16 protein-coding genes are annotated in these 20254 nt (G+C 72.6%); 11 read left to right on the forward strand and 5 right to left on the reverse strand.

Going from position 1 to position 20254, the window contains the following annotated elements:
* Nucleotides 1–46 precede the first annotated feature (46 nt).
* The gene (locus tag FAF44_RS55785) at nucleotides 47–1345 is read left to right on the forward strand and encodes a tetratricopeptide repeat protein (RefSeq protein ID WP_237104051.1); all 1299 of its coding nucleotides are present in this window, start codon (nucleotides 47–49) and stop codon (nucleotides 1343–1345) included.
* Between the two features lie 36 nt (nucleotides 1346–1381).
* Here the strand turns inward: FAF44_RS55785 and FAF44_RS16535 are convergent, their stop codons facing one another.
* The gene (locus FAF44_RS16535; protein WP_237104052.1) at nucleotides 1382–2161 is read right to left on the reverse strand and encodes a S9 family peptidase; all 780 of its coding nucleotides are present in this window, start codon (nucleotides 2159–2161) and stop codon (nucleotides 1382–1384) included.
* Between the two features lie 152 nt (nucleotides 2162–2313).
* On the opposite strand from FAF44_RS16535, the gene FAF44_RS16540 reads away from it, so the two are divergent.
* Both FAF44_RS16540 and FAF44_RS16545 read left to right on the forward strand, forming a co-directional pair.
* Nucleotides 2314–3234, forward strand: a complete 921-nt coding sequence (locus FAF44_RS16540) for a prephenate dehydrogenase (protein WP_237104053.1) — start codon at nucleotides 2314–2316, stop codon at nucleotides 3232–3234.
* Nucleotides 3235–3338: 104 nt separating this feature from the next.
* A complete protein-coding gene (locus tag FAF44_RS16545) occupies nucleotides 3339–3602 on the forward strand; it encodes an acyl carrier protein (protein WP_237104054.1) in 264 nt (87 codons plus the stop codon).
* Between the two features lie 221 nt (nucleotides 3603–3823).
* On the opposite strand, the gene FAF44_RS16550 is transcribed toward FAF44_RS16545, so the two are convergent.
* Entirely contained in the window at nucleotides 3824–5023 is a 1200-nt protein-coding gene (locus FAF44_RS16550) for an acyl-CoA dehydrogenase family protein (RefSeq protein WP_237104055.1), read from the reverse strand.
* A 153-nt stretch (nucleotides 5024–5176) separates the two neighbouring features.
* On the reverse strand, nucleotides 5177–6559 hold the full coding sequence (locus tag FAF44_RS16555; protein WP_237104056.1) for an FAD-binding oxidoreductase: 1383 nt from the start codon (nucleotides 6557–6559) through the stop codon (nucleotides 5177–5179).
* 370 nt (nucleotides 6560–6929) lie between these two features.
* Here FAF44_RS16555 and FAF44_RS16560 point away from each other — a divergent pair, with 370 nt between their 5' ends.
* Complete coding sequence (locus tag FAF44_RS16560) at nucleotides 6930–8522, forward strand: MFS transporter (protein WP_237104057.1); 1593 nt, start codon at nucleotides 6930–6932, stop codon at nucleotides 8520–8522.
* 48 nt (nucleotides 8523–8570) lie between these two features.
* Here FAF44_RS16560 and FAF44_RS16565 read toward each other — a convergent pair whose 3' ends face one another.
* Nucleotides 8571–10118, reverse strand: a complete 1548-nt coding sequence (locus FAF44_RS16565; RefSeq protein ID WP_237104058.1) for a class I SAM-dependent methyltransferase — start codon at nucleotides 10116–10118, stop codon at nucleotides 8571–8573.
* 155 nt (nucleotides 10119–10273) lie between these two features.
* Between FAF44_RS16565 and FAF44_RS16570 the strand changes: the two genes are divergently transcribed.
* The 3 genes from FAF44_RS16570 to FAF44_RS16580 all read left to right on the forward strand — a co-directional run bounded on the left by FAF44_RS16570 (nucleotide 10274) and on the right by FAF44_RS16580 (nucleotide 13610).
* On the forward strand, nucleotides 10274–11029 hold the full coding sequence (locus FAF44_RS16570) for an SDR family NAD(P)-dependent oxidoreductase (RefSeq protein WP_237104059.1): 756 nt from the start codon (nucleotides 10274–10276) through the stop codon (nucleotides 11027–11029).
* A 38-nt stretch (nucleotides 11030–11067) separates the two neighbouring features.
* A complete protein-coding gene (locus FAF44_RS16575) occupies nucleotides 11068–12453 on the forward strand; it encodes an FAD-dependent monooxygenase (RefSeq protein WP_237104060.1) in 1386 nt (461 codons plus the stop codon).
* 86 nt (nucleotides 12454–12539) lie between these two features.
* Nucleotides 12540–13610 carry a DUF2855 family protein gene (locus tag FAF44_RS16580; RefSeq protein ID WP_237104061.1) on the forward strand — a complete coding sequence of 357 codons (1071 nt, stop codon included), beginning with the start codon at nucleotides 12540–12542 and terminating at the stop codon, nucleotides 13608–13610.
* Between the two features lie 52 nt (nucleotides 13611–13662).
* On the opposite strand, the gene FAF44_RS16585 is transcribed toward FAF44_RS16580, so the two are convergent.
* On the reverse strand, nucleotides 13663–14973 hold the full coding sequence (locus tag FAF44_RS16585) for an extracellular solute-binding protein (protein ID WP_237104062.1): 1311 nt from the start codon (nucleotides 14971–14973) through the stop codon (nucleotides 13663–13665).
* 163 nt (nucleotides 14974–15136) lie between these two features.
* Here FAF44_RS16585 and FAF44_RS16590 point away from each other — a divergent pair, with 163 nt between their 5' ends.
* From FAF44_RS16590 to FAF44_RS16605, 4 genes are all read left to right on the forward strand, one after another.
* A complete protein-coding gene (locus tag FAF44_RS16590; protein ID WP_237104063.1) occupies nucleotides 15137–16390 on the forward strand; it encodes an acyl-CoA dehydrogenase family protein in 1254 nt (417 codons plus the stop codon).
* A 50-nt stretch (nucleotides 16391–16440) separates the two neighbouring features.
* Nucleotides 16441–17991 (forward strand): 4-hydroxyphenylacetate 3-hydroxylase family protein, encoded by a 1551-nt coding sequence (locus FAF44_RS16595; RefSeq protein ID WP_237104064.1) that lies wholly within the window; start codon nucleotides 16441–16443, stop codon nucleotides 17989–17991.
* A gap of 308 nt (nucleotides 17992–18299) precedes the next feature.
* Nucleotides 18300–19193 carry a ParB N-terminal domain-containing protein gene (locus FAF44_RS16600; protein ID WP_237104065.1) on the forward strand — a complete coding sequence of 298 codons (894 nt, stop codon included), beginning with the start codon at nucleotides 18300–18302 and terminating at the stop codon, nucleotides 19191–19193.
* Nucleotides 19194–19282: 89 nt separating this feature from the next.
* Nucleotides 19283–20164 (forward strand): sugar phosphate isomerase/epimerase, encoded by an 882-nt coding sequence (locus FAF44_RS16605; RefSeq protein ID WP_237104066.1) that lies wholly within the window; start codon nucleotides 19283–19285, stop codon nucleotides 20162–20164.
* The last annotated feature ends 90 nt before the right edge of the window (nucleotides 20165–20254 follow it).

Raw genomic sequence — 20254 nt, forward strand, 5'->3', positions numbered from 1 at the left:
GGGGGTTGGGTTGAATGTGCAGTATCGGTTCCATGATTTGATTCGGGTGTTCGCGGGTGAGCGGTTGTCGGAGGAGGAGACGCACGCCGATCGCATGGCCGCGCTGACCCGGCTGCTCACCGCCCTGCACAGCCAGGCCGAGACCGCCAAGACCAACGAGTACGGCCCGCCCGCCGACCCGCACCTGCTGCTCGACATCGACTCCCCGCTGCCCGCCGACCTGACCGCCCGGCTCGTCACCGACCCGATCGGCTGGTTCGAGCGCGAGCGCCACCTGCTGCTCGCGGGCATCCGCCAGGCCGCCCAGGCCGGCTTCACCGAGCTGTGCTGGCGCATCGCCATGAACGCCGAGCCCTTCTTCGAACTGCACGTCTACCTCGACGAGTGGCACGAGATCCAGGAGATCGCGCTCGCCGCCGCGCGCCGGGCCGGCGACGAGCGCGGCCAGGCCGAGATGTTATGCGTCAGGGGCGCGCTCGCGCAGACCGAACAGCGCTTCGACGACGCGCGCCGCGACTTCGAGGCCGCCCTGACGCTGTTCGAGCACATCGGCAGCATGGTCCAGGTCGCCAGATCCCGCCGCAACCTCGCCTTCCTCGAACGCATGAACGGCCGCCTCGACCAGGCGGTCCGCCACCTGGAGCAGGCCCTGCCCACGTTCGTCGGGATCGGCGACCAGATCTCGGCCGCGCACACGCTCGACAACCTCGCCGCCATCCGCGCCGAGTGCGGCGACATCGACGACGCCAAGATCCTGCTGGCCGAGGCCCTCGTCCGCGGCAAGAGCGGCGGCAGCCGGCGGATCATCTCCCAGATCCTGCACCGGATGGGCCAGGTGCACCTCCAGGCCGAGGAGTTCGCCATGGCCGCGGGCGCCTTCGAGGAGGCGCTCACCCTGGTGGAGGAGATCGGCGACACCGTCGGCGAGTCCTTCGCCCGCCACGGCCTCGGCATCGCCCACCTGCGCCGGGGCCGCCTCGACGACGCCGACCGCATGTTACGCCAGGCGCTCGCCTCGGCGGAGGGCGCACACCACCGCCTGGCCGAGGCGCACGCCCTGGCCGGGCTGGGCGAACTGGCCGTCACCACCGCCCGGCCGGCCGAGGCCGCCGGGCAACTGCGCCGGGCCGTCACCCTGTTCCGCCAGATGCGCGCCCCGCTCTTCGAGGCGCACACGCTCATCATGCTGATCGAGGTCCTGCGGACGCTGAGCGACGCCGGCGCGTCCGACCGGGCGCTGTCGCGCGTGCAGGTGCTGGCCGGCGAGGTGGACGCCCGCGCCGGGCGCACGCTCCGCGACCGCCTGGCCGCCATCGCCGAGGGTTCCAGCCCCGTGCCCAAATGAGCGGCGCTCCGGCCGGCCCGCCTCGTGCGGCCCCGCTCAGCCGGCTCTCCTGAGCGGGGTCCCGGCCACCGACGCGATCGCGTCCAGGACCCGCGGCCAGGCCCGCGAGAACGGATCGACCAGGCTGAAATGCCCGGCGTCCGCCAGCTCGACGAGGCCGGCGCGCGGCTCGTGCGCGGCGAAGCGGCGGCTCATCGACACCGGCAGGACCCGATCCCGGACGCCGTGCACGAGGACCAGCGGCGTGTCCCCGAACGGCAGCAGCCGCACCGGATCGACCTGGTCGAGCAGGTCGGCACGGCCGCCGAGCAGGGCGTGCGCGGCCCCGCCGCCGAGCCCCAGCGCGTAGACCTCGCTCACGTCCGACACGGCCGCCAGGCCCACCACGCCCTTGACGGCCGGCCCGGCGCGCCAGCGCGAGCCCGCGGGCAGCCGGTGCCGCAACGTCGACCACAGCGCCAGGTGACCGCCCGCCGAATGGCCGACGAGCACCACGCCCTCGCCCGCCCGCGGATCGGCCACGACGGCGTCCAGCACGGCGGCCACGTCGTCGAACGTGCCCGGCCAGCCCCCGCCCTCCTGCCCCGCCCTGCGGTACTCGGGCAGGCAGACGGTGTACCCCTCGCCGGCCAGGGCGGCGGCCATGGGACGGGTGTGCGTCCGGTCGTGCTCGGCCCGCCAGTAGCCGCCGTGCAGCAGGACGATCAGCGGGCCCGCGCCGTCGTAGACGTCGATCACCTGGTCCGGATGCGGGCCGTACACGATGCGGCGGTCGTGGCTCCGCACGGACCTGGACAGCAGCTCGAAGTAGGACATGCCGTGAGCGTAGGCCGGTCGCAGGCCCGTGACCTGGGCTCGCGCTGGCAGGAAGGTGCAAGCGGCCGACAGCAAGAAGACGCCGCACCCCCTGATGCGGGCGGCCCCGGCCCGCGCACCATGTGGGGGAGTGATGCCAGAAGGGACAGACCATGACCACGTTGAGCACCTCCGGCGGCCCCGACGACGACACCCCGGCGATCCGCCGCGCCGTGGTGATCGGATGCGGCTTGATCGGCACGTCGGTGGCGCTGGCGCTGCGTCGCGAGGGGGTGCGGGTGGCGCTCGACGACCACGATCCGCGCGCGTTGGCGCAGGCCGTGAGCATGGGGGCCGGGGTGGCGCTGCGGCGGCGCGCGCGGCGGGCCGACGTGGTGGTCATCGCGACGCCGCCGTCCGCCGTGGTGTCCGTCCTGCGTGAGGCGCAGTCCCGCGGGCTGGGCGCCGTCTACACCGACGTGGCCAGCGCCAAGGCGCGGATCCTGGCCGAGGCCGGGCCCGCGGGCTGCGACCTGACCAGCTACGTGCCCGGGCACCCGATGGCCGGGCGCGAGGTCTCCGGCCCCGCCGCCGCGCGGGCCGGGCTGTTCGAGGGCCGCACGTGGGCGGTGTGCCCGCACCCCGACCTGTCGCCGCACGCGCTGCGGGTCGCGTGCGTGCTGGCCGCCGCGTGCGGGGCGGAGGTGACGCTGCTCGCGCCGGACGCCCACGACCAGGTGACGGCGGCCGTCTCGCACGTCCCGCTCGTGCTGTCGGCGGCCCTGGCCGGCCGGTTCGCCCGCGCCGAACCGCAGGCGCTGGCCCTGGCCGGCACCGGGTTGCAGGACATGACGAGGATCGCGGCCAGCCCCGTGGACATGTGGCGCGACATCCTGGAGCACAACGCCGGCTCGGTCGCCAGCCTGCTGGAGGACGTGGCCAGCGACCTGGCGCAGGCGGTGGCCGCGCTCCGCGCCGCCGGAGCGCCCGGCAGGAAAGCCGTCGCCGAGCTGCTCAGCCAGGGCAACGCCGGTCACGCGCGCATCGTGGACGCCTGCTCCGCCAGGGAGAGGCGGGCGCAGCCGGCGTCCTGACCGGGCATTCTGGGAGATGCCGCGGGGAGGGGCCGGCTGCGAGACTGGCGGCAGGCCGTTGAGAGGTCTGCTCACCCAAACCCTTGGCCGCGGGAGGACAACGCATGACCGGCGAACTCAGCTTCTCCGTCATCAGGGAGAAGGTCGGCGAAATCTGGAACCACGTGCTCGACGTGCCCGACGGGATGGAGGACGCCACGTTCTTCGACCTGGAGGGTGAGTCCATTTCCGCGATTCGCCTGGTCTCGCGCATCGAGGAGGAACTCGGCGTCACCATCGACGTGGGCGACATCTTCGAGGCCGACCCGAACGTCGAGGCGCTGGCCGAGCGCGTCGCCCTGGAGGCGCAGCTCTCCACCGGGGTCTGAGCACGCGAACCACCACGAACTCCCCGGCCACATCGACTTCGCCCGGGTTCCCGCGGGGCGGCGGGGACCCGGGCGATTCGTCATGCCCACACCACCCTGGCACCGAACGGGCCGCCCCCCGCGCGAACGGGCCGCCCGCGTGAACGGACGGCCCCGTAGGAACGATCAAGAGGGTTCCACGACGCGCCGTTGCGTCGCGGAACCCTCTGGTCATGGCCGCTCTAGACGTAGAGCGTGTCGGGCTCGAGCCCGCACAACACCCGGCCGTGCAGCTCGGCGTTGGTGTTCGGGTGCATCAGCGCGTGCAGGTTCACGGCGGCCACGTCACGGGCGATCCGCTGCACCGGCACGCCGGTGTAGATCGAGGAGCCGCCGCTGGCCTGCGCCAGGACGTCCACGGCCGTCTTGCCCAGCCGGCACACCCGGCCCAGCTCGGCCCGCGCCCTGACCCGGTCCGCCACGGTCCAGGGCGTGTCCGCCGCGGCCTTGGAGTCGACGAGCGAGGCCACCCGTCCGGCGTGGAACTCCGTCTCGTCGATCTGCATGGCCGCCTCGGCGACCTGGAGGTGCGTCAGCGGCGCCTGGGCCTGCTTCTCGTACCCCGTGTACGTGATCTTGCGGTCGGGCAGCCGCTCCATGAACGCGTCCATGGCCGCCCTGGCCAGGCCCACCACCGTGCCCACCGACGAGGCGGACGCGACCGGCAGCAGCGGCGCGCGGTAGAGGGCGGCGCCGGCGTTCGCCGCCGAGGCCGACTGGCCGTTCAGCACCGCGCCCAGCGGCAGCACCCGGTCGGCGGGCACGAACACGTCCTGCGCGACCGTGGTCACGCTGCCGGTGCCTCGCAGCCCCGAGGTGTGCCAGTCGTCCACGATCCGCAGGTCCGACATCGGCACCAGCGCGACGATCGGCATGGGCGGGCCGTCCGGGCCCACCTGCACCGCGACGATCTCCTGCCAGTGGCTGTGCCAGGCGCCGCTGATGAAGCCCCACTTGCCGTTGACCACCACGCCGCCGTCGGCGGGGGCGGCGAAGCCGCTCGGGCTCAGCGTGCCGCACACGCGGACGTCCGGGGTCGAGAACACCTCGTCCTGGACGTGGTCGGGGAACAGCCCGGCCATCCACGTGGGGATCCAGTAGACCGACGCGGTCCACGCGGTGGAGCCGTCGGCGCGGCCCAGTTCGGCGGCGACCTCGACGAGCGTGCGCGTGTCGGCCTCGTAACCGCCGTAGCGGGCCGGCGCCCGCAGCTTGAAGACGCCCGCCTCCGCCAGGGCGTCGATCGTGTCGTCGTGGAGACGCCTGTTCTGCTCGGACCACGCGATATTGCCCCGAATGACCGACGCCAGGCCGGAGGCGCGGCGCACACATTCTTCGCGGGACGGGATCTCGGCCGTCAGCACCATTTTCCTCCTCGTCACGATTCGACGAGACCCCGCACATTCTTCAAGGGGCGCTCATCTCCCACCGAGAATCACATTCGCGCTCGGCGGGCCGCACCTTCGTGCGTGCTGAACGGCCGGTATCCGTTTTCCGGCGCTGTTCCGCGCTCCTTTCTCCGCGGGCCGCCGTCGTCAGGACGTCGCGGGCGGGATGTTCTGGTTCAGCCGGAAGACGTTGTCCGGGTCGTAGACGGCCTTCACCGCCGCGAGCCGCTCGAAGCCGCCGCCCGGATAGGCCGCCCGGACCCGGTCCTCGCCCTCCTCACCGAGGAAGTTCACGTACACGCCCTGGTCGTCCTGGCGGATGGCCTCGGCGAACTCCGCCACCCACGCCTGGTGCACCGGCGACTCGGCCGGGTCCTCGTAGATGGCCGCGAGGTTGACCATGATCTTGCTCTGCCGGTGCCCGAAGGCCGTGGCGTCGGACGGCACCCGCGCCATCGCGCCGCCGAGCACGCGAAGCTGCGCCGCGCTGACCTCGGCCGTGCACGACGTCAGGTAGTGGATGATCGTCTCCACGGTCTCCGGGTCGGCCCGGTCGATGAACAGGTTCGTGGACTCCGCGACCGGGTGGAAGCCGTCCGGCTCCGGCGGGTACATCCCGGCGTACGGCATCTCCTCCAGCAGGTCGGCGATGGGCGTGGCCAGCGCGCGGAACCGGTCGAGCACCGGCCCGGCCTCCTCGGCGGTGCCCGCGTAACACATCATCGCCATGATGACGAGCTTGCCGTGGAACTCCTCGGGGACGAACGGCATCGGCGGCGACGGCATGATGTTCGCGATCGTCGACAGCTCCTCCGGGGCCGCCTCCGACTCGGCCACGAAGCCGCGCACGGTCTCCGCGGTGGCCGGGAGCATCAGCATGCCGCCGACGATCACGGGCAGCTCGTGCAGGCGGAACTTCAGCCGGGTGACCACGCCGAAGTTCCCGCCGCCGCCGCGGATGGCCCAGAACAGGTCCGGGTGGTGGTCCGCGTCCACGTGCAGGATCTCGCCGTCGGCGGTGACGATCTCGGCGGCGAGCAGGCTGTCGATCGTCAGGCCGTGCCTGCGCACCAGGAAGCCGATGCCCCCGCCGAGCGTGAGCCCGCCGAGCCCGACCGTGCCGGCGTCGCCGAACCCGGTCACCAGGCCGTGGGCGCCCACGGCCGTGGTGTACTCGCCGGCGGTCAGGCCGGTCTCGGCCCAGGCCGTGCGGCCTTCGACGTCGATGTCGATGTTCTTCATGTCGCGCAGGTCGAGGACCAGGCCGTCGTCCCAGACGCCGTGGCCCGCGTTGCCGTGCCCGCCGCCGCGGACGGCGAGCGGCAGCCCCGCCTGCCTCGCGGCGGCGATCACCTGCGCGACCTGGGACGCGTTCGCCGGCCGGGCGATGAGGGCCGGCCGCCGGTCGATCGTGCCCGGGTAGACCGTGCGGGCCGTGTCGTACGCGTCGTCGTCTGGCGTGATGAGCTGTCCGTTGAGCTCCGCGAGGAGCGTACGCACCAGCGTGGTGCGGTCAAGGGACATCGTCATGAGCGGACTCCTTCGATGACTCTTGGGAGTCGCGACCAGATCGGCGGCACCCCCATCCGGATGCGGAGATCACCTCAGATCCTGGGTCCGTGCCGCCGGAAAAGCATCTTCGAGGATGCGAAGTGCTATTTGAAATTCCCGCGAGATCCGATCAGCCGCTTCATGTCCGCTCCTTTCCGCGTCGCTTTCTCACATGACCAATCATGGCTCGCGAAAACCCACGCCGACCAGAGCGAACGCTGTCAGGAAGCTGCGGCCGGACGACCACATGTTGTCGATGAATCGCGCAGCGGATGCAGCTTTTCCGGCCACTCACCGCGTGTCTGTGGGCAAAGCATCTGTCCTGGTCCATCGATGAAAGGGGCCGAACGTGACGGCAAACGACGTGGCGCCCGGCGGTGCGGCGCCACTGGCGGGACGACGCGAATGGATCGGCCTGGGGGTGCTGGCACTGGCCACCCTGGCGGTCTCCTTCGACATCTTCGTCCTGCTCCTGGCGCTGCCCCAGCTCAGCTCGAACCTGGGCGCGACCAGCACCGAACAGTTGTGGATCCTGGACATCTACGGGTTCATGGTCGGCGGCCTGCTGATCACCATGGGCTCGCTCGGCGACCGCATCGGCCGCAGGAACCTGCTGCTGATCGGCACCGTCGCGTTCGTGGTCGCCTCGGTCGTGGCCGCCTACGCGCAGACCCCCGGCATGCTCATCGCGGCCCGCGCCCTGCTCGGCGTCGCCGGGGCCACCCTCGCACCGTCCACGCTGTCGCTGATCAGCACCATGTTCACCGACATGAAGCAGCGCTCCATGGCCATCGGCATCTGGGGGAGCTGCTTCACCGCGGGCGCGATCATCGGGCCCATCGCGGGCGGCGTCATGCTCGAGCACTTCTGGTGGGGGTCGGTGTTCCTGCTCGCCGTGCCGGCCATGCTGCTGCTGCTCGTGCTCGGCCCGCTCGTGGTGCCGGAGTACCGCGCCCCCCAGGCCGGGCCCATCGACCTGCCCAGCGTCGTGCTCTCGATGGCGGCCGTGCTGCCCGCCATCTACGGCATCAAGGAGCTGGCCAGGCACGGCTGGGCGCCGATCCCGGCCGCCGCCCTCGTCGTGGGGCTGGCCGTCGGCGTGGTCTTCGTACGCCGCCAGACCCGGCTCACCGACCCGATCCTCGACGTCACCCTGTTCAAGCTCACCACGCTGACCACCCCGCTGGTCAGCGGCCTGCTCTACACGATGCTGACCGGCACCGCCCTGGTCTTCGTCACCCAGCACCTGCAGTCGGTCACCGGGGTGTCGCCGCTCCAGGCCGCGCTGAGCCTCATCCCCGGCCTGGCCATCGGCACGGTGGGCATGCTGAGCGTGCCGATCCTCGCGCGGCGTTTCCGTCCCGCGTACCTCATCGGCGCGGGGCTCGTCGTCGTGGTGCTGGGCCTGCTGCTGCTCGCGCGGGTGCAGCCGGACTCGCAGCCGGTGGAGCTCATCCTCGGCTTCGCCGTCTGGTCGCTGGGCGGCGCGCCGCTGCTCGCCCTCGGCATGCACCTGATCCTCGGCTCCGCCCCGCCGGAGCGGGCCGGGTCCGCCTCGTCGCTGACGCAGGTGAGCACCGAGTTCGGCTACGGCCTCGGCATCGCCACGGTCGGCACCATCGGCACGGCCGTCTACCGTGCCCAGCTCGCCGTCCCCGAGGCCACCCCGGCCGAGGTCGTCGCCCGCTCGTACGAGAACGTCGCGGGGGCGGTCGCCGCCGCGCCGGGGCTGCCGGCCTCCGTCGGGGCCGAGTTGCTGGGCACCGCCCGCGAGGCGTTCACCGTGGCGCTCAACAGCGTGGCGGGGCTCAGCGCGCTCGTCCTCGCGGTGGTGGCCGTCGTGCTGACGGTCCGGCTGCGTCACCTGCCGCCGATCGGCGGGCCGCAGGGTGGCGCGGAGCCGGTCCCGGAGAAAGAGGCCGCCGGGACCGTCCAGGGCTGAACACGGAGAAGGGGTGCACGGCGCGCGCCGTGCACCCCTTCTGCGCCGTCAGGGCTTGCGGACGGCGGTGGCGAACAGGAACGTCCCGGGGGCGGACCAGTCCGTGACCGCCAGCCCGGCGTTCTCCAGCCACGCCTGCACCTGGTGCGGCTCGAACAGCAGCATGCCCTCCGGCCGGCTCGGGAAGTGGTGGCCGGCCTGGAAGTAGCGGGCGATCGGATCGGCGGACATCCGGAACGTCATGAGGGTGAACGTGCCCGCCGGGCGCAGGCACCGGCCGACCTCCTCGATCAGCCGGCCGGCGTCCTCCGGCACCGCCTGCAGGGCGTTCCAGCACGTCACCGCGCCCAGCGAGGCGTCAGAGAACGGCAGGCGCAGCGCGTCCCCCAGGACGGCGGGCACGGCGGGCAGGCGGCGGCGCAGCACGTTCAGCATCGACAGCCCGGCGTCGAGGGCGATCACCCGCTCCGCCCCGGCCGTCGAGGCGATCACGGACGTCCATCGGCCCGCGCCCGCGGCCAGGTCGAGCACCGGCCCGTCCGTGGGCCGCACGTGCCCGGCGAGGTAGCGGTCCTCGACCTCAGGCAGCACCTGGCCGGCCCAGTTGGAGCCGGCGATGCGCAGGAACGCCGGGCGCAGCACCGACTCGTAGTACAGGCCCATGCTCGGCATCTCCGCCAGCTTGCGCAGCAGGTCGGAGGTGGCCTCGTCGGTGACCCCGCCCGCCTGGACGCCCGCGCTGAGGTCGAGGATGCCGCCCGCGATCGGGTACGCGGTCGCGCAGGCCGAGCAGCGTGCGCCGCCGTCGTCGATCCGCAGCCGTCCCGCCTCGCACCCCGGGCAGCGGAAGACGCCCGCGTGCCGGCGGAAGACGTCGGCCGGCGCGTGCGGGGGCGCGTCGCTCAGCGTGTCGCCGATGACGGCGCTCTCCTCCTCCGCCACCGGCAGGTCGTGGGTGACCGCCCAGTACGCCTTGGCCCCCGAGTACGCCAGCACCATATGCGTGTCGTTGTCCCAGTTCGCTACGACCTGCTCGGGGCTGAGCCGCTCGATCCAGGCCCGGTCGAAGCCGCGCTCGGCGTCATCCAGCGCCCACACGGCCGGCGACGGCCACACCCGGCCGAGGTCCGGGTCGGCGGGGTCGAGCACGCGCAGCGAGCGCTCCAGCCGGGTGCGGTCGGCGGCCTCCAGCGGCACGTCACGCACCGCCGCGAGGATGGCCTCCCGGTCACCGGGGAAGTGCGCCAGCAGGTAGAGCAGCGCCAGCGACAGCGGCGAGCCCGCCGGCGCCAGGCGGACGAGCCGCAGGTAGCCGCCCAGCCCGCGGCGCACGGCGGCGTGCACCTCGCCGCCGGTGGCCGGGAAGGACGTCTCGGCGAGCAGGCCGAGCAGGAGGGCCAGGTGTCCCTTGGACACGTCGTCGGCGTCGTCGGCGTCCAGGCGGGCCACCAGCGCGGGCACCGCGGGGAGCGCGGCGTCGGTCGCCCGCCCGTCCTCCCACAGCGCCGCCGCCAGCCGCTTGAACCTGCCACCCAGGCTCTCACGGGAGGCCAGGAAGAACGTCTCGACGGTCGATGGCACGGAGACCGCAGTCATCAGCGAGTCCTTTCGTGAAGGCAGTGCCCGCCGACCATCGTCACCCCGCGCCACCGGCCGCTCATCTCCTGCCGTGCGCACACGGCGACCGGCCGCCGCACGGGCCCAGCATTTCGAAAGATGCGACCGGTGCCCACGCCGCGCAAGCTGACGGCATGAATGAATTCGCGGGCATGACCGTGTTGGTCACCGGCGGCGGCAGCGGCATCGGGCTGGCCACCGCCGCACGTCTCGTGGAGGGCGGCGGCCGGGTGGTGCTGGCGGCGCGGGACAGCGCCCGGCTGGCTGCGGCCGCACAGATGCTGAACGGCGGCGACCGCGTCGTCGCCGTGCAGGCGGACGTCTCCAGCAACGCCGACCTGGACCGGCTGATGGACGAGATCAGCTGGCGCTACCACGGCCTGACCGGCGTGTTCGCCAACGCCGGCGTGCCGTTCGCGGCCCGGCTGGGCGACGTCACGGAGGCCGACTACGACCTGGTGATGGGCGCCAACTTCAAGGGCGCCTTCTTCACCGTGCAGAAGGCGCTGCCGTTGCTGGAGGACGGCGGCTCCGTGGTGCTGAACGGATCGTGGCTGGCGCACCGGGGCGCCGCCCCGGGCTCGCTGTACGCGGCCAGCAAGGCGGCCGTGCTGAGCCTGGCCCAGACCCTGGCCCCCGACCTGGCCGAACGCCACATCCGGGTGAACGCCATCACGCCCGGCCACATCCAGACGCCGATGCTGGACACGGTGACGGGCGGCGGCGACCAGGCCCGCGAGTTCTTCCGCAGCCAGGTGACGCTCGGCCGCATCGGCCGGCCCGAGGAGATCGCGGAGACCGTGGTGTTCCTGCTGTCGGCGCGTGCCTCGTACATCACGGGCCAGGAGTTCATCGTGGACGGCGGCCTCGTCAACTCCATTCCCGGCTGACCTCCAGAAGAGATGACCTGACGTGCAGGAGGTAGAGGGTGAGCGTTGAGATCAAGACCCGCGCCGTGGTCCTGGGCGGAAGCCTGGCGGGCCTGTTCGCCGCACGGGTGCTGTCGGACGCGTACGACGACGTGATCATCGTGGACCGGGACAAGCTCGTCGGGGTGGACGGACCACGCCGCGGCTGCCCGCAGAGCAGGCACATCAACGGGCTGCTGACCGGCGGCCAGCGGGCCATCGAGTCGATGTATCCCGGCATCACCGCCGAGATGCTGGCCGACGGGGTGCCCAAGGGCGACCTGGGCGGCACCGTGCGCTGGTACATGCTGGGCAGGCAGCTCCAGCAGCGTGACTCCGACATGCTCTGCGTCGGCCCCAGCCGGCCGAAACTGGAGCACCACGTACGCGAGCGCACCCGCGCGCTGCGCAACGTGACCTTCGCCGAGCACACCGACATCCTCGGCCTGCAGGCCACCCCCGACGGCAGCCGGATCATCGGCGCCAAGGTGCAGCGGCAGGGCGGCCTGCCGGAGACCATCGACGCCGACCTGGTCGTGGACGCCACGGGCCGCGGCTCGCGCACGCCGGTCTGGCTGGAGGAACTCGGCTACGAGCCCGTCACCGAGGACCGCAAGAAGGTCGGCCTCGGCTACGTCACCCAGTACTACCGGCTCAACAGCGACCCCTTCCAGGGTGACCTGTCCATCAACGTGGTCGCGCACCCCAAGCTGCCGCGCGGCTGCATCTTCGCCAAGACCGACGGCGGACGCGTCGAGATGACCACCTACGGCATCCTCGGCGACCACCCCCCGACGGACCAGGCGGGCCTGTTCCGGTGGATCGACTCGCTGGGCGTGCCGGAGTACACCGAGGCGCTCAAGGACGCCGAGCTCCTCACCGAGCCGGTCGCCTTCCGCTTCCCCACCACGCTGCGCCGCCGCTACGAGGGCATGCGCCGCTTCCCCGACGGCCTGCTCGTCACGGGTGACGCGGTGACCTGCTTCAACCCGGTCTACGCGGGCGGCATGACGGTCGCGGCCAAGAGCGCCCTGGTGATGCGGGACCACCTGCACACGGGGGCGTCGCCCCGGCCGCTGGACTACTTCAGGGACCTGGCACGCGACGTCGTCGATCCTCAGTGGGAGATGACGCACACCATCGACCTGAGCTTCCCCGGCGTCGAGGGCCGCAGGACGTTCGCCGTGCGGATGGCGCTGGGCTTCACCCGGCTGGTGCAGATCGCCGCCACCAGGGACGGCGCGGTCACGGCCGCGTACGTGCGGGCGGCCGGCCAGGTGGAGCGGCCCGAGTCGCTCCAGCGGCCCAAGATGATGCTGCGCGTGCTCTTCCAGGCCCTGCGCGGGCCGAAGATCCAGCCGCGCAAGCCCGTGGTGCGCACCGCCCCCGAACGTCAGCCCGTCTGACCCGTTCCCGATCCATCGACCTTCCCGCCGGGCCACGGCCGTACGCAGGCCGTGGCCCGGCGTACGACCCAGCGAAGGAGACCACCGTGTCCCAGTGGGAAGTCCTGGCCGATCGCGAAGACCCGGCGAAGGCCGAGGTACGCCCGGCCGCCCCGGCCCCCCTCCAGCCCGGCGAGGTACGGCTCGCCCTGGAGAAACTGGCCATGACCACCAACAACGCCACCTACGCCCGCTTCGGCGACGACGGCGTGATCCCGTTCTGGAACGCCTTCCCCGGCCCCGAGGGCTACGGCCGGCCGCCGGTCTGGGCCTACGTCAAGGTGACGGAGTCCGCCCACCCGGACGTCGCCGTCGGCGGCCGGTTCTACGGCTACGTCCCGATGTCGAGCCACCACGTGATCGCGGCGCAGCCCGTGGACGGCGGGCTCATGGACACCTCGCCGCAGCGCTCCTTCCTGCACCCGTGGTACCTGACCTTCGAGCCGGCCGGCGAGCCGGACCCGCTCGACGACCGCAAGGCGGCCGTGCACCCCGTCTACCCGGCCGCCTACAACCTGGCCGACCTGCTGGAGCGCAAGGCGGACGAGGGCGCGCGGGCCGTCGTGCTCACCAGCGCCTCCAGCAAGGTGAGCATCGGGCTCGCCGCGGAGCTGGCCCACCGCGGGACCGGCCTGCGCCGGATCGGCCTCACCTCCCGGGGCAACGCCGCCTTCGTCGCCGGCCTCGGCCTGTACGACGAGGTCGCCACCTACGACGCCCCGGCATCGGCGGAGCAGGGCGGCCCGATCGTCTTCGTGGACGTGACGGGCGACCCGGACCTGCGCCGCGGCGTCGCCGGGCACCACGCGGCGAACCTGGCCGCCACGGTGCTCGTCGGCTTCACCCACCCGGCCGCGTCCGTGCTGCCGCCGCCGGACATGCCCGGCCCCGACCCCGAGGTGTTCTTCACCCCGGCCGTGGAGGGCCAGACCGCGCAGGAGGAGGGCCAGGAGGTCTACCGCGCCCGCTACGCCGCCGCCGAGCGGCGCTTCCTGGAGCACTCCACGTCCTGGCTCACCGTCAGGAACGGGCAGGGGCCCGAGGAGATCGTGGCGGCCTACCAGGCGCTGCTGGCCGGCGAGCAGCGGCCGGACGAGATCGTCGCGCTCACTCCGTGAATCATCCGACAGCAGGAGGGGGACGCCCGCCGCGGGCGTCCCCCTCCTGCTGTTAGCTGTCCACGTGCAGGTGGTACGTCGAGCCCGGGGAGACGCCGGACCAGTTCGCGTGGTAGTCGTCCAGGAGGGACTGCGCCTCGCGGGTGGCCCGGCCGAAGCGCGCGAGCGGGTCGGCGTCGCGCGTCAGCACGTCCCGCATGGCGCGCATGGCCACCCGCTGGATGTGCGCGTAGGCGCCCATGACGGCCTGGGTCGGCTCGCCCGACATCATCTCGAGCTGCTCCGTGGCGACCCGGAAGTACGGGTGCCGCTCGAACCAGCCCTCTTGGTCCAGCAGCTCCACGGCCGGCGTGGTGACGGGGGCCGAGCCGTACACCTTGTGCCAGTCGGCGGCGTTGGCCGGGGTGTTGAGGAACTGGGTGAAGGCCAGGGCCCCGTCGCGGGTGGCCTCGTCCAGGCCGTCGGCCAGCCAGATCGCGTCGCCGCCGATCCAGTTGCCCGCGTACGGGACGCGCTCGTTGGCGGGCACCGGGGCCGTCACGATGTCGAACCCGTTCTCCCGCGCCCCCGCGACCATGTACGCGGCGTCGAAGGACGAGCTGAGCCGCAGCGCGACCCGCTCGCCGGTGAACGCCGCGAACGTGCCCTGCCAGTCCTGCATCGCGCCCGTGTAGAGGAAATGGCCGTCGGCGGCCAGGCGGGTCCACCACTCGACGTAGTCCATCATCGCCGGGCAGGTCAGGTCCACCGTGGTGGCGGGGCCGCGCCGCCCGTTGTGGTGCTCGGCGAACAGGCCGCCCTGCTGGGCGAGCGCGTGCTGGAAGAACTTGCCGTCGATCACCCAGCTCATCGCGCGGGACGGCCCGTGGGCGGCCAGGGCGCGGCCGGCGGCGTCCACGTCCGACCAGGTCCGCGGCACGTCCGGCACGCCGGCGGCGCGCAGCAGGCTGGTGTTGGCGTACAGGAGCATCGTGGACAGCGTCAGCGGCATGGCGACCAGCTCGCCGCCGAGCGTGTAGAAGGCCCTGGCCGCCTCGACCAGGTCGCCGGTCACCACCGGTTCGCCGAGGATCTCCGTCCGGCCGCCGATCGCCCGCTCCACCGAGGTGAACAGCGGGCGGCCGTCGGCGGTCCGCGTGTCGCGCGCGTGCTGCGTCGCGCCGCTGTAGTAGGACGCGATCGCCGGAGGACGGCCCTGCGCGGCGGCGTGGCTCACCTCCTGGGGCAGCCGCTGCCACCAGACGGGCCGCACGTTGACGCGGTGACCCGGATGAGCGGCTTCGAACTCGGCCGCCCGCTTCTGCACGGTCTCCAGGAAGCTGGGGAACGGGTACTGCGAGAACCACGCGTCGATGACCACCATGCCACCATCGTGCGCGCCGCGTCCGTGGCCCGCTTCTCGGCGATTGCGCGGGTGCGGCACGGGCAGGGCAGACACGGGCAGGGCAGACACGGGCAGGGCAGACACGGGCAGGGCCGCAATGCCGAAGATGCGGCGCGCCACACCCCGGTGTGAGGCTGGCCTCATGCCGAACTCGGTCGTGGACACCCTCGCAGACGCCCCCGAGCACGATCCGCCCGCCCCGCCGGAGCCCGGCCTCACGCCCGCCGAGGTGATCGCCAGGGCGGAGGCGATCGCGCCGTCGCTGGTCGGCCGGCAGGCCGAGACGGAGCGGCGCACGTTCTACGCCGAGGACACCCACGAGGAGTTCTCCCGGGCGGGCTTCTACCGCATCCTGGTGCCCCGCAAATACGGCGGCTACGAGTTCGGCGTCGAGACCTTCATGCGCGTCGTCGGCGCCCTCACCAGAGGCTGCCCCTCGACGGGCTGGATGTACTGCCTGGGCGCCGCGCACGCGCTCACCGTGGCCTCGCTGTTCGGCGAGCGGGCGCAGGCGGAGCTGTTCGCCGGCGGCGAGTTCATCTGCCCGGCCACGGTCGTGCCGAGCGGCACCGCCGAACGCGCCGCCGACGGCTCCTGGCTGATCGACGGCACGTGGGGCTACTGCTCGGGCTCCCCGTACGCCACCCACTTCTTCGGCCACACGCTGGTCACGCCCGCGGGCGGCGGCCCGCCGGAGCCGATGATGTTCATCGCGCCGCGTGCGCGCTGGCGTCGCCTGGACGACTGGGGGCACTCGCTCGGCCTCAAGGGCAGCGGCTCGCACAGCGTCGAGATCGCCGGCGCCCGCGTGCCCGCGCACCACACGATCCCCGGCCACATGAGCCAGATCGACGTGACCGCCGGCACCCCCGGCCTGGCCCTGCACGGCAACCCCGAGTACGGCGGCGGCCAGTTGTCGTTCATGGTGCTGGAGGACGCCGTGCTCGCGGTCGGCATCGCCAAGGGCATGCTCGACGCGTACGAGGTGCTGATGCGCACGCGGACGACCGCCTTCCCGCCCATCCAGGGCCGCGCCGAGGACCCCGACTACCAGCTCTGGTACGGCACCGCCGCCGCCCTCATCGCCACGGCCGAGGCCGCCACCTCCGACGCGATCCGCCAGTGGCGCGAGACGTGCGCGCGCGGCCCGGCGGCCGTCACCCGCGAACGCGAGCTGACCGTCGCCGGCATCTGCGGCGAGGCGGTCGCGCTGTGCTCCAGGGCCGTGGGGGAGTTCCTCTACCCCACGGCGGGGTCGAGCGCCGTGCGCCGGGGTGAGCGCGTCGAGCGCCTGTGGCGCGACCTGTCGATGTTGCGCACCCACGCCGGGGTGTCGGTCTACCTGTCCGTCATCGCGAAGCGGGACCTGGCGCGAGCCCGGTTCGGCCTCGGGTGAACCCCCGTGACGAGCCGAACCTCAACGAGCCGAAGCGGAAGGAGGCCGGCGTGGCAGCGACGCGACCGATGACCGGCGCCGAGTACATCGAGAGCCTGCGCGACGACCGCGAGATCTACCTGTACGGCGAACGCGTCAAGGACGTCACCGCGCACCCCGCGTTCCACAACCCGGTGCGCATGACGGCCCGGCTGTACGACGCGCTGCACGACCCCGAGCGCAACCAGAACCTGATCGCGCCGACCGACACCGGCGGCGAGGGCTTCACCCACGCCTTCTTCACCACCCCGCGCTCGGCCGACGACCTCGTCGCCCACCAGCGGGCCATCGCCGAGTGGGCCAGGATGAGCTACGGCTGGATGGGCCGCAGCCCCGACTACAAGGCGGCCTTCCTCGGCACGCTCGGCGCCAACGCCGACTTCTACGAGCCGTACTCCGACAACGCGCGCCGCTGGTACAAGGAGTCGCAGGAGAAGGTCCTGTTCTGGAACCACGCGATCGTGCACCCGCCGGTGGACCGCAACCGGCCGCCGGACGAGGTCGCCGACGTCTTCGTGCACGTCGAGAAGGAGACCGACGCCGGGCTCGTGGTCAGCGGCGCCAAGGTCGTCGCCACCGGCTCGGCGCTGGCCCACTACAACTTCATCGCCCACTACGGCCTGCCGATCAAGGACAGGAAGTTCGCCCTGGTGGCCACCGTGCCGATGGGGGCGCCGGGCCTGAAGCTGATCTGCCGCCCGTCGTACACGGCCACCGCGGCCGTCATGGGCAGCCCGTTCGACTACCCGCTCTCCTCCCGTCTGGACGAGAACGACACCATCTTCGTGATGGACAAGGTGCTCATCCCCTGGGAGAACGTGTTCATCTACGGCCACCTGGGCAAGGTGCAGCTCTTCACCGGCCGCTCCGGCTTCCCCGAGCGCTTCACCTTCCACGGCTGCACCCGCCTGGCGGTCAAGCTGGAGTTCATCGCGGGCCTGCTGCTCAAGGCCGTGGAGATCACCGGCACCAAGGACTTCCGCGGCGTGCAGAGCCGGCTCGGCGAGGTGCTCGCCTGGCGCAACCTGTTCTGGGCGCTCTCGGACGCCGCCGCCCGCAACCCCGTGCCGTGGGTCGGCGGGGCCGTGCTGCCCAATCCGCAGTACGGCCTGGCCTACCGGTGGTTCATGCAGATCGGCTACCCGCGGATCAAGGAGATCATCGAGCAGGACATCGCCAGCGGCCTCATCTACATCAACTCCAGCGCCGAGGACTTCCACAACCCCGAGATCCGCCGGCACCTCGACCGGTACCTGCGCGGCTCGGGCGGAGTCGAGGCGGAGGAGCGCGTCAAGGTGATGAAGCTGCTGTGGGACTGCGTGGGCACCGAGTTCGGCGGCCGGCACGAGCTGTACGAGCGCAACTACGCGGGCAACCACGAGAACACCCGGGTGGAGCTGCTCTCGTCGCAGATCGCCGACGGGCACACCGAGGGCTACAAGGCGTTCGCCGACGCGTGCCTCGACGAGTACGACCTCGACGGCTGGCGGGTGCCCGACCTGTCCTCCTTCGACGACCTGCGCCGCCTGCGCGACACCCTCCAGTCCGTGCACGACGACTGAGGGCGTCCGGAAGACCTCCGAGGGTGGGCCGGAACCAGCCGGCTCACCCTTCTGACGTGCCGCGTGACCTCGCCGCCGGGCCGAATGGGAACGAGAACATACTCGTCCTATACCGCGCCTGATTATTCTCTGACGAAGATCGTCCGACCGATTTCGGAAAGCCGGAAAGGCGCGCCGCCCCGACTCCGGGACGACGGCCCAGAAAGCTGGGTGTTGTGGCTGGACTCCATTCAGGCAGGGCCGACCAGGACCACGTGCCGGCGTCGTCCGGCGACGAGGCGCTCGCGGTTTCGCGAGAAGTGGTCAGAGTGCATGTCAGCAGGCTGAGCGCGGCCGACTCGCCCCGCCTGGCGGGCGTGGACCGCAACCACGTGCGCGTGCTGGCGGAGACCGACGACCGGCTGCCGCCCATCATCGTGCACCACCCGAGCCTGCGGGTCATCGACGGGATGCACCGGCTGGAGGCCGCGCTGCTGAACGGGCAGGCGGAGATCGAGGTCCGCTACTTCCGCGGCGACGCGGCCGAGACGTTCCGGCTCGCGGTGGCGGCGAACACCGCGCACGGGCTGCCGCTGACCCAGGCCGAGCGCCAGACGGCCGCGGCCCGCGTCATCGACTCCCATCCGCATCTGTCGGACCGGGCGATCGCCCGCACCACGGGTCTGTCCGCGAAGACCGTAGCCCGGATCCGCCGTTCGTCCAAGGACGGCGAGAGCGCGCGGCGGCTCGGGCGCGACGGCAGGGTGCGGCCCCTGAGCACCGCCGAGGGCCGGCGCATCGCCTCCAGTGTGCTCATCGCCAGGCCGGAGGCGTCCCTGCGGGAGATCGCGCAGGAGGCGCGCGTCTCGGTCGGCACCGTACGGGACGTGCGGGCCCGCCTCGCCTCGGGGGAGGACCCCGTGCCGCCCGGCCTGCGCGAGCCGGACGTCCTCGACGCCGCGCCGGGACCGGCCGGCGAGCAGGACCTCGTCACGGTGTTCGACCGGCTGCGCCTGGATCCCGTGCTGCGCTACAGCGAGTCGGGCCGGAGCCTGTTGCGCTGGCTGGGCGCGCATCTGGTGACCATGGAGCAGTCGAGGGAGGCGCTCGGCAGCGTGCCGCCGCACTCCGCGATCAGTATCGCGAAGATCGCCCACGGCTGCGCCGACGTCTGGAACTCGCTGGCGGCGGAGCTGGAACGCAGGGCGGGCGACCACCCCTGACGGGGCCGCCCTGCGATGACGCTCTCCCGGCCGCCCGCCGCGCAGGCCGTTGTTTTACAGGCGCCACCCGGCACTACAGAATCGCCGTCATGGGTGAATCGAGTAGGGCCGCGACGGTCGAAGGACTGCGCATCTCCTGCAATGAGCTGACCGCCCGGGACCTCCCTCTGGAAATCATTGCCCGTACCGCCCGCGAAGCCGGCTTCGAAGGGCTCGGAATCCTCCCGTCGACCATCGATGAACTCGGGGTGCGGAAAGTGGCCGCCGTCCTGGACGGCGAAGGGCTGAGCGCCACCAGCGTGTGCGCGTTCGCCGGACTCATCGGCCCCACCCCCGAGGCGCAGGCGGCGCGGCTGGCCGAGGCGGCGCGCCGGCTGGCCGCCGCGGCGGAGCTGGGCGTGCCGCTCGTGGTGGTGGTCGGCGGCCCGGCCGGCCCGCTCGGCCCGCGACAGGCGTGGGAGAAGGCGGTCTTCGCGGTGGACGAACTGCTGGAGCGGGCGGCCCGCGAAGGGGCCGAGGTGCTCGTCGAGCCGCTCCACCCGGTCCTCGTCGCGGAATCGGTCGTGACGTCGCTGGCGGACGCCCACGCCCTGGTCGGGCGGAGCGGCACCGGGGGCGTCGTCCTCGACACCTGGCACGTGTGGTGGGACGCCCGGCTGCGCGAGCAGGCCGACCGGGCGGGCCGGCGGGTCCGGATCGTGCACCTGTCCGACTGGGCTCCGCCCGGCCCCGGAGCGGACCTCGACCGGCTGCTCCCCGGCGAGGGGGTCGCGGGCCTGCCGGCGCTGTGCGCGGACCTGCTCGACGGCGGCTTCGACGGCTGGTGGGAGGTCGAGATCCAGTCGGAGAAGTTGTGGGCCGGAGACCAGGTCTCGCTGATCCGCGCCTCCTACGACGCGGCCCGCGGGGTGCTGGAAACCGCGGTGTCGCCGGCCGCGGAGAACGCGGGGGTGACAGACCCCGGACGGTGAGCCCGAGCGGCCCCGCTCCCTCCCGGGTGCGACTGCGGAAGGTCCGCACTTGCACGCCCCGCGCCTGACGAACGAGCACGAGAGGCGGGC

Source organism: Nonomuraea sp. MG754425 (assembly GCF_021699195.1).
Lineage (GTDB): Bacteria > Actinomycetota > Actinomycetes > Streptosporangiales > Streptosporangiaceae > Nonomuraea.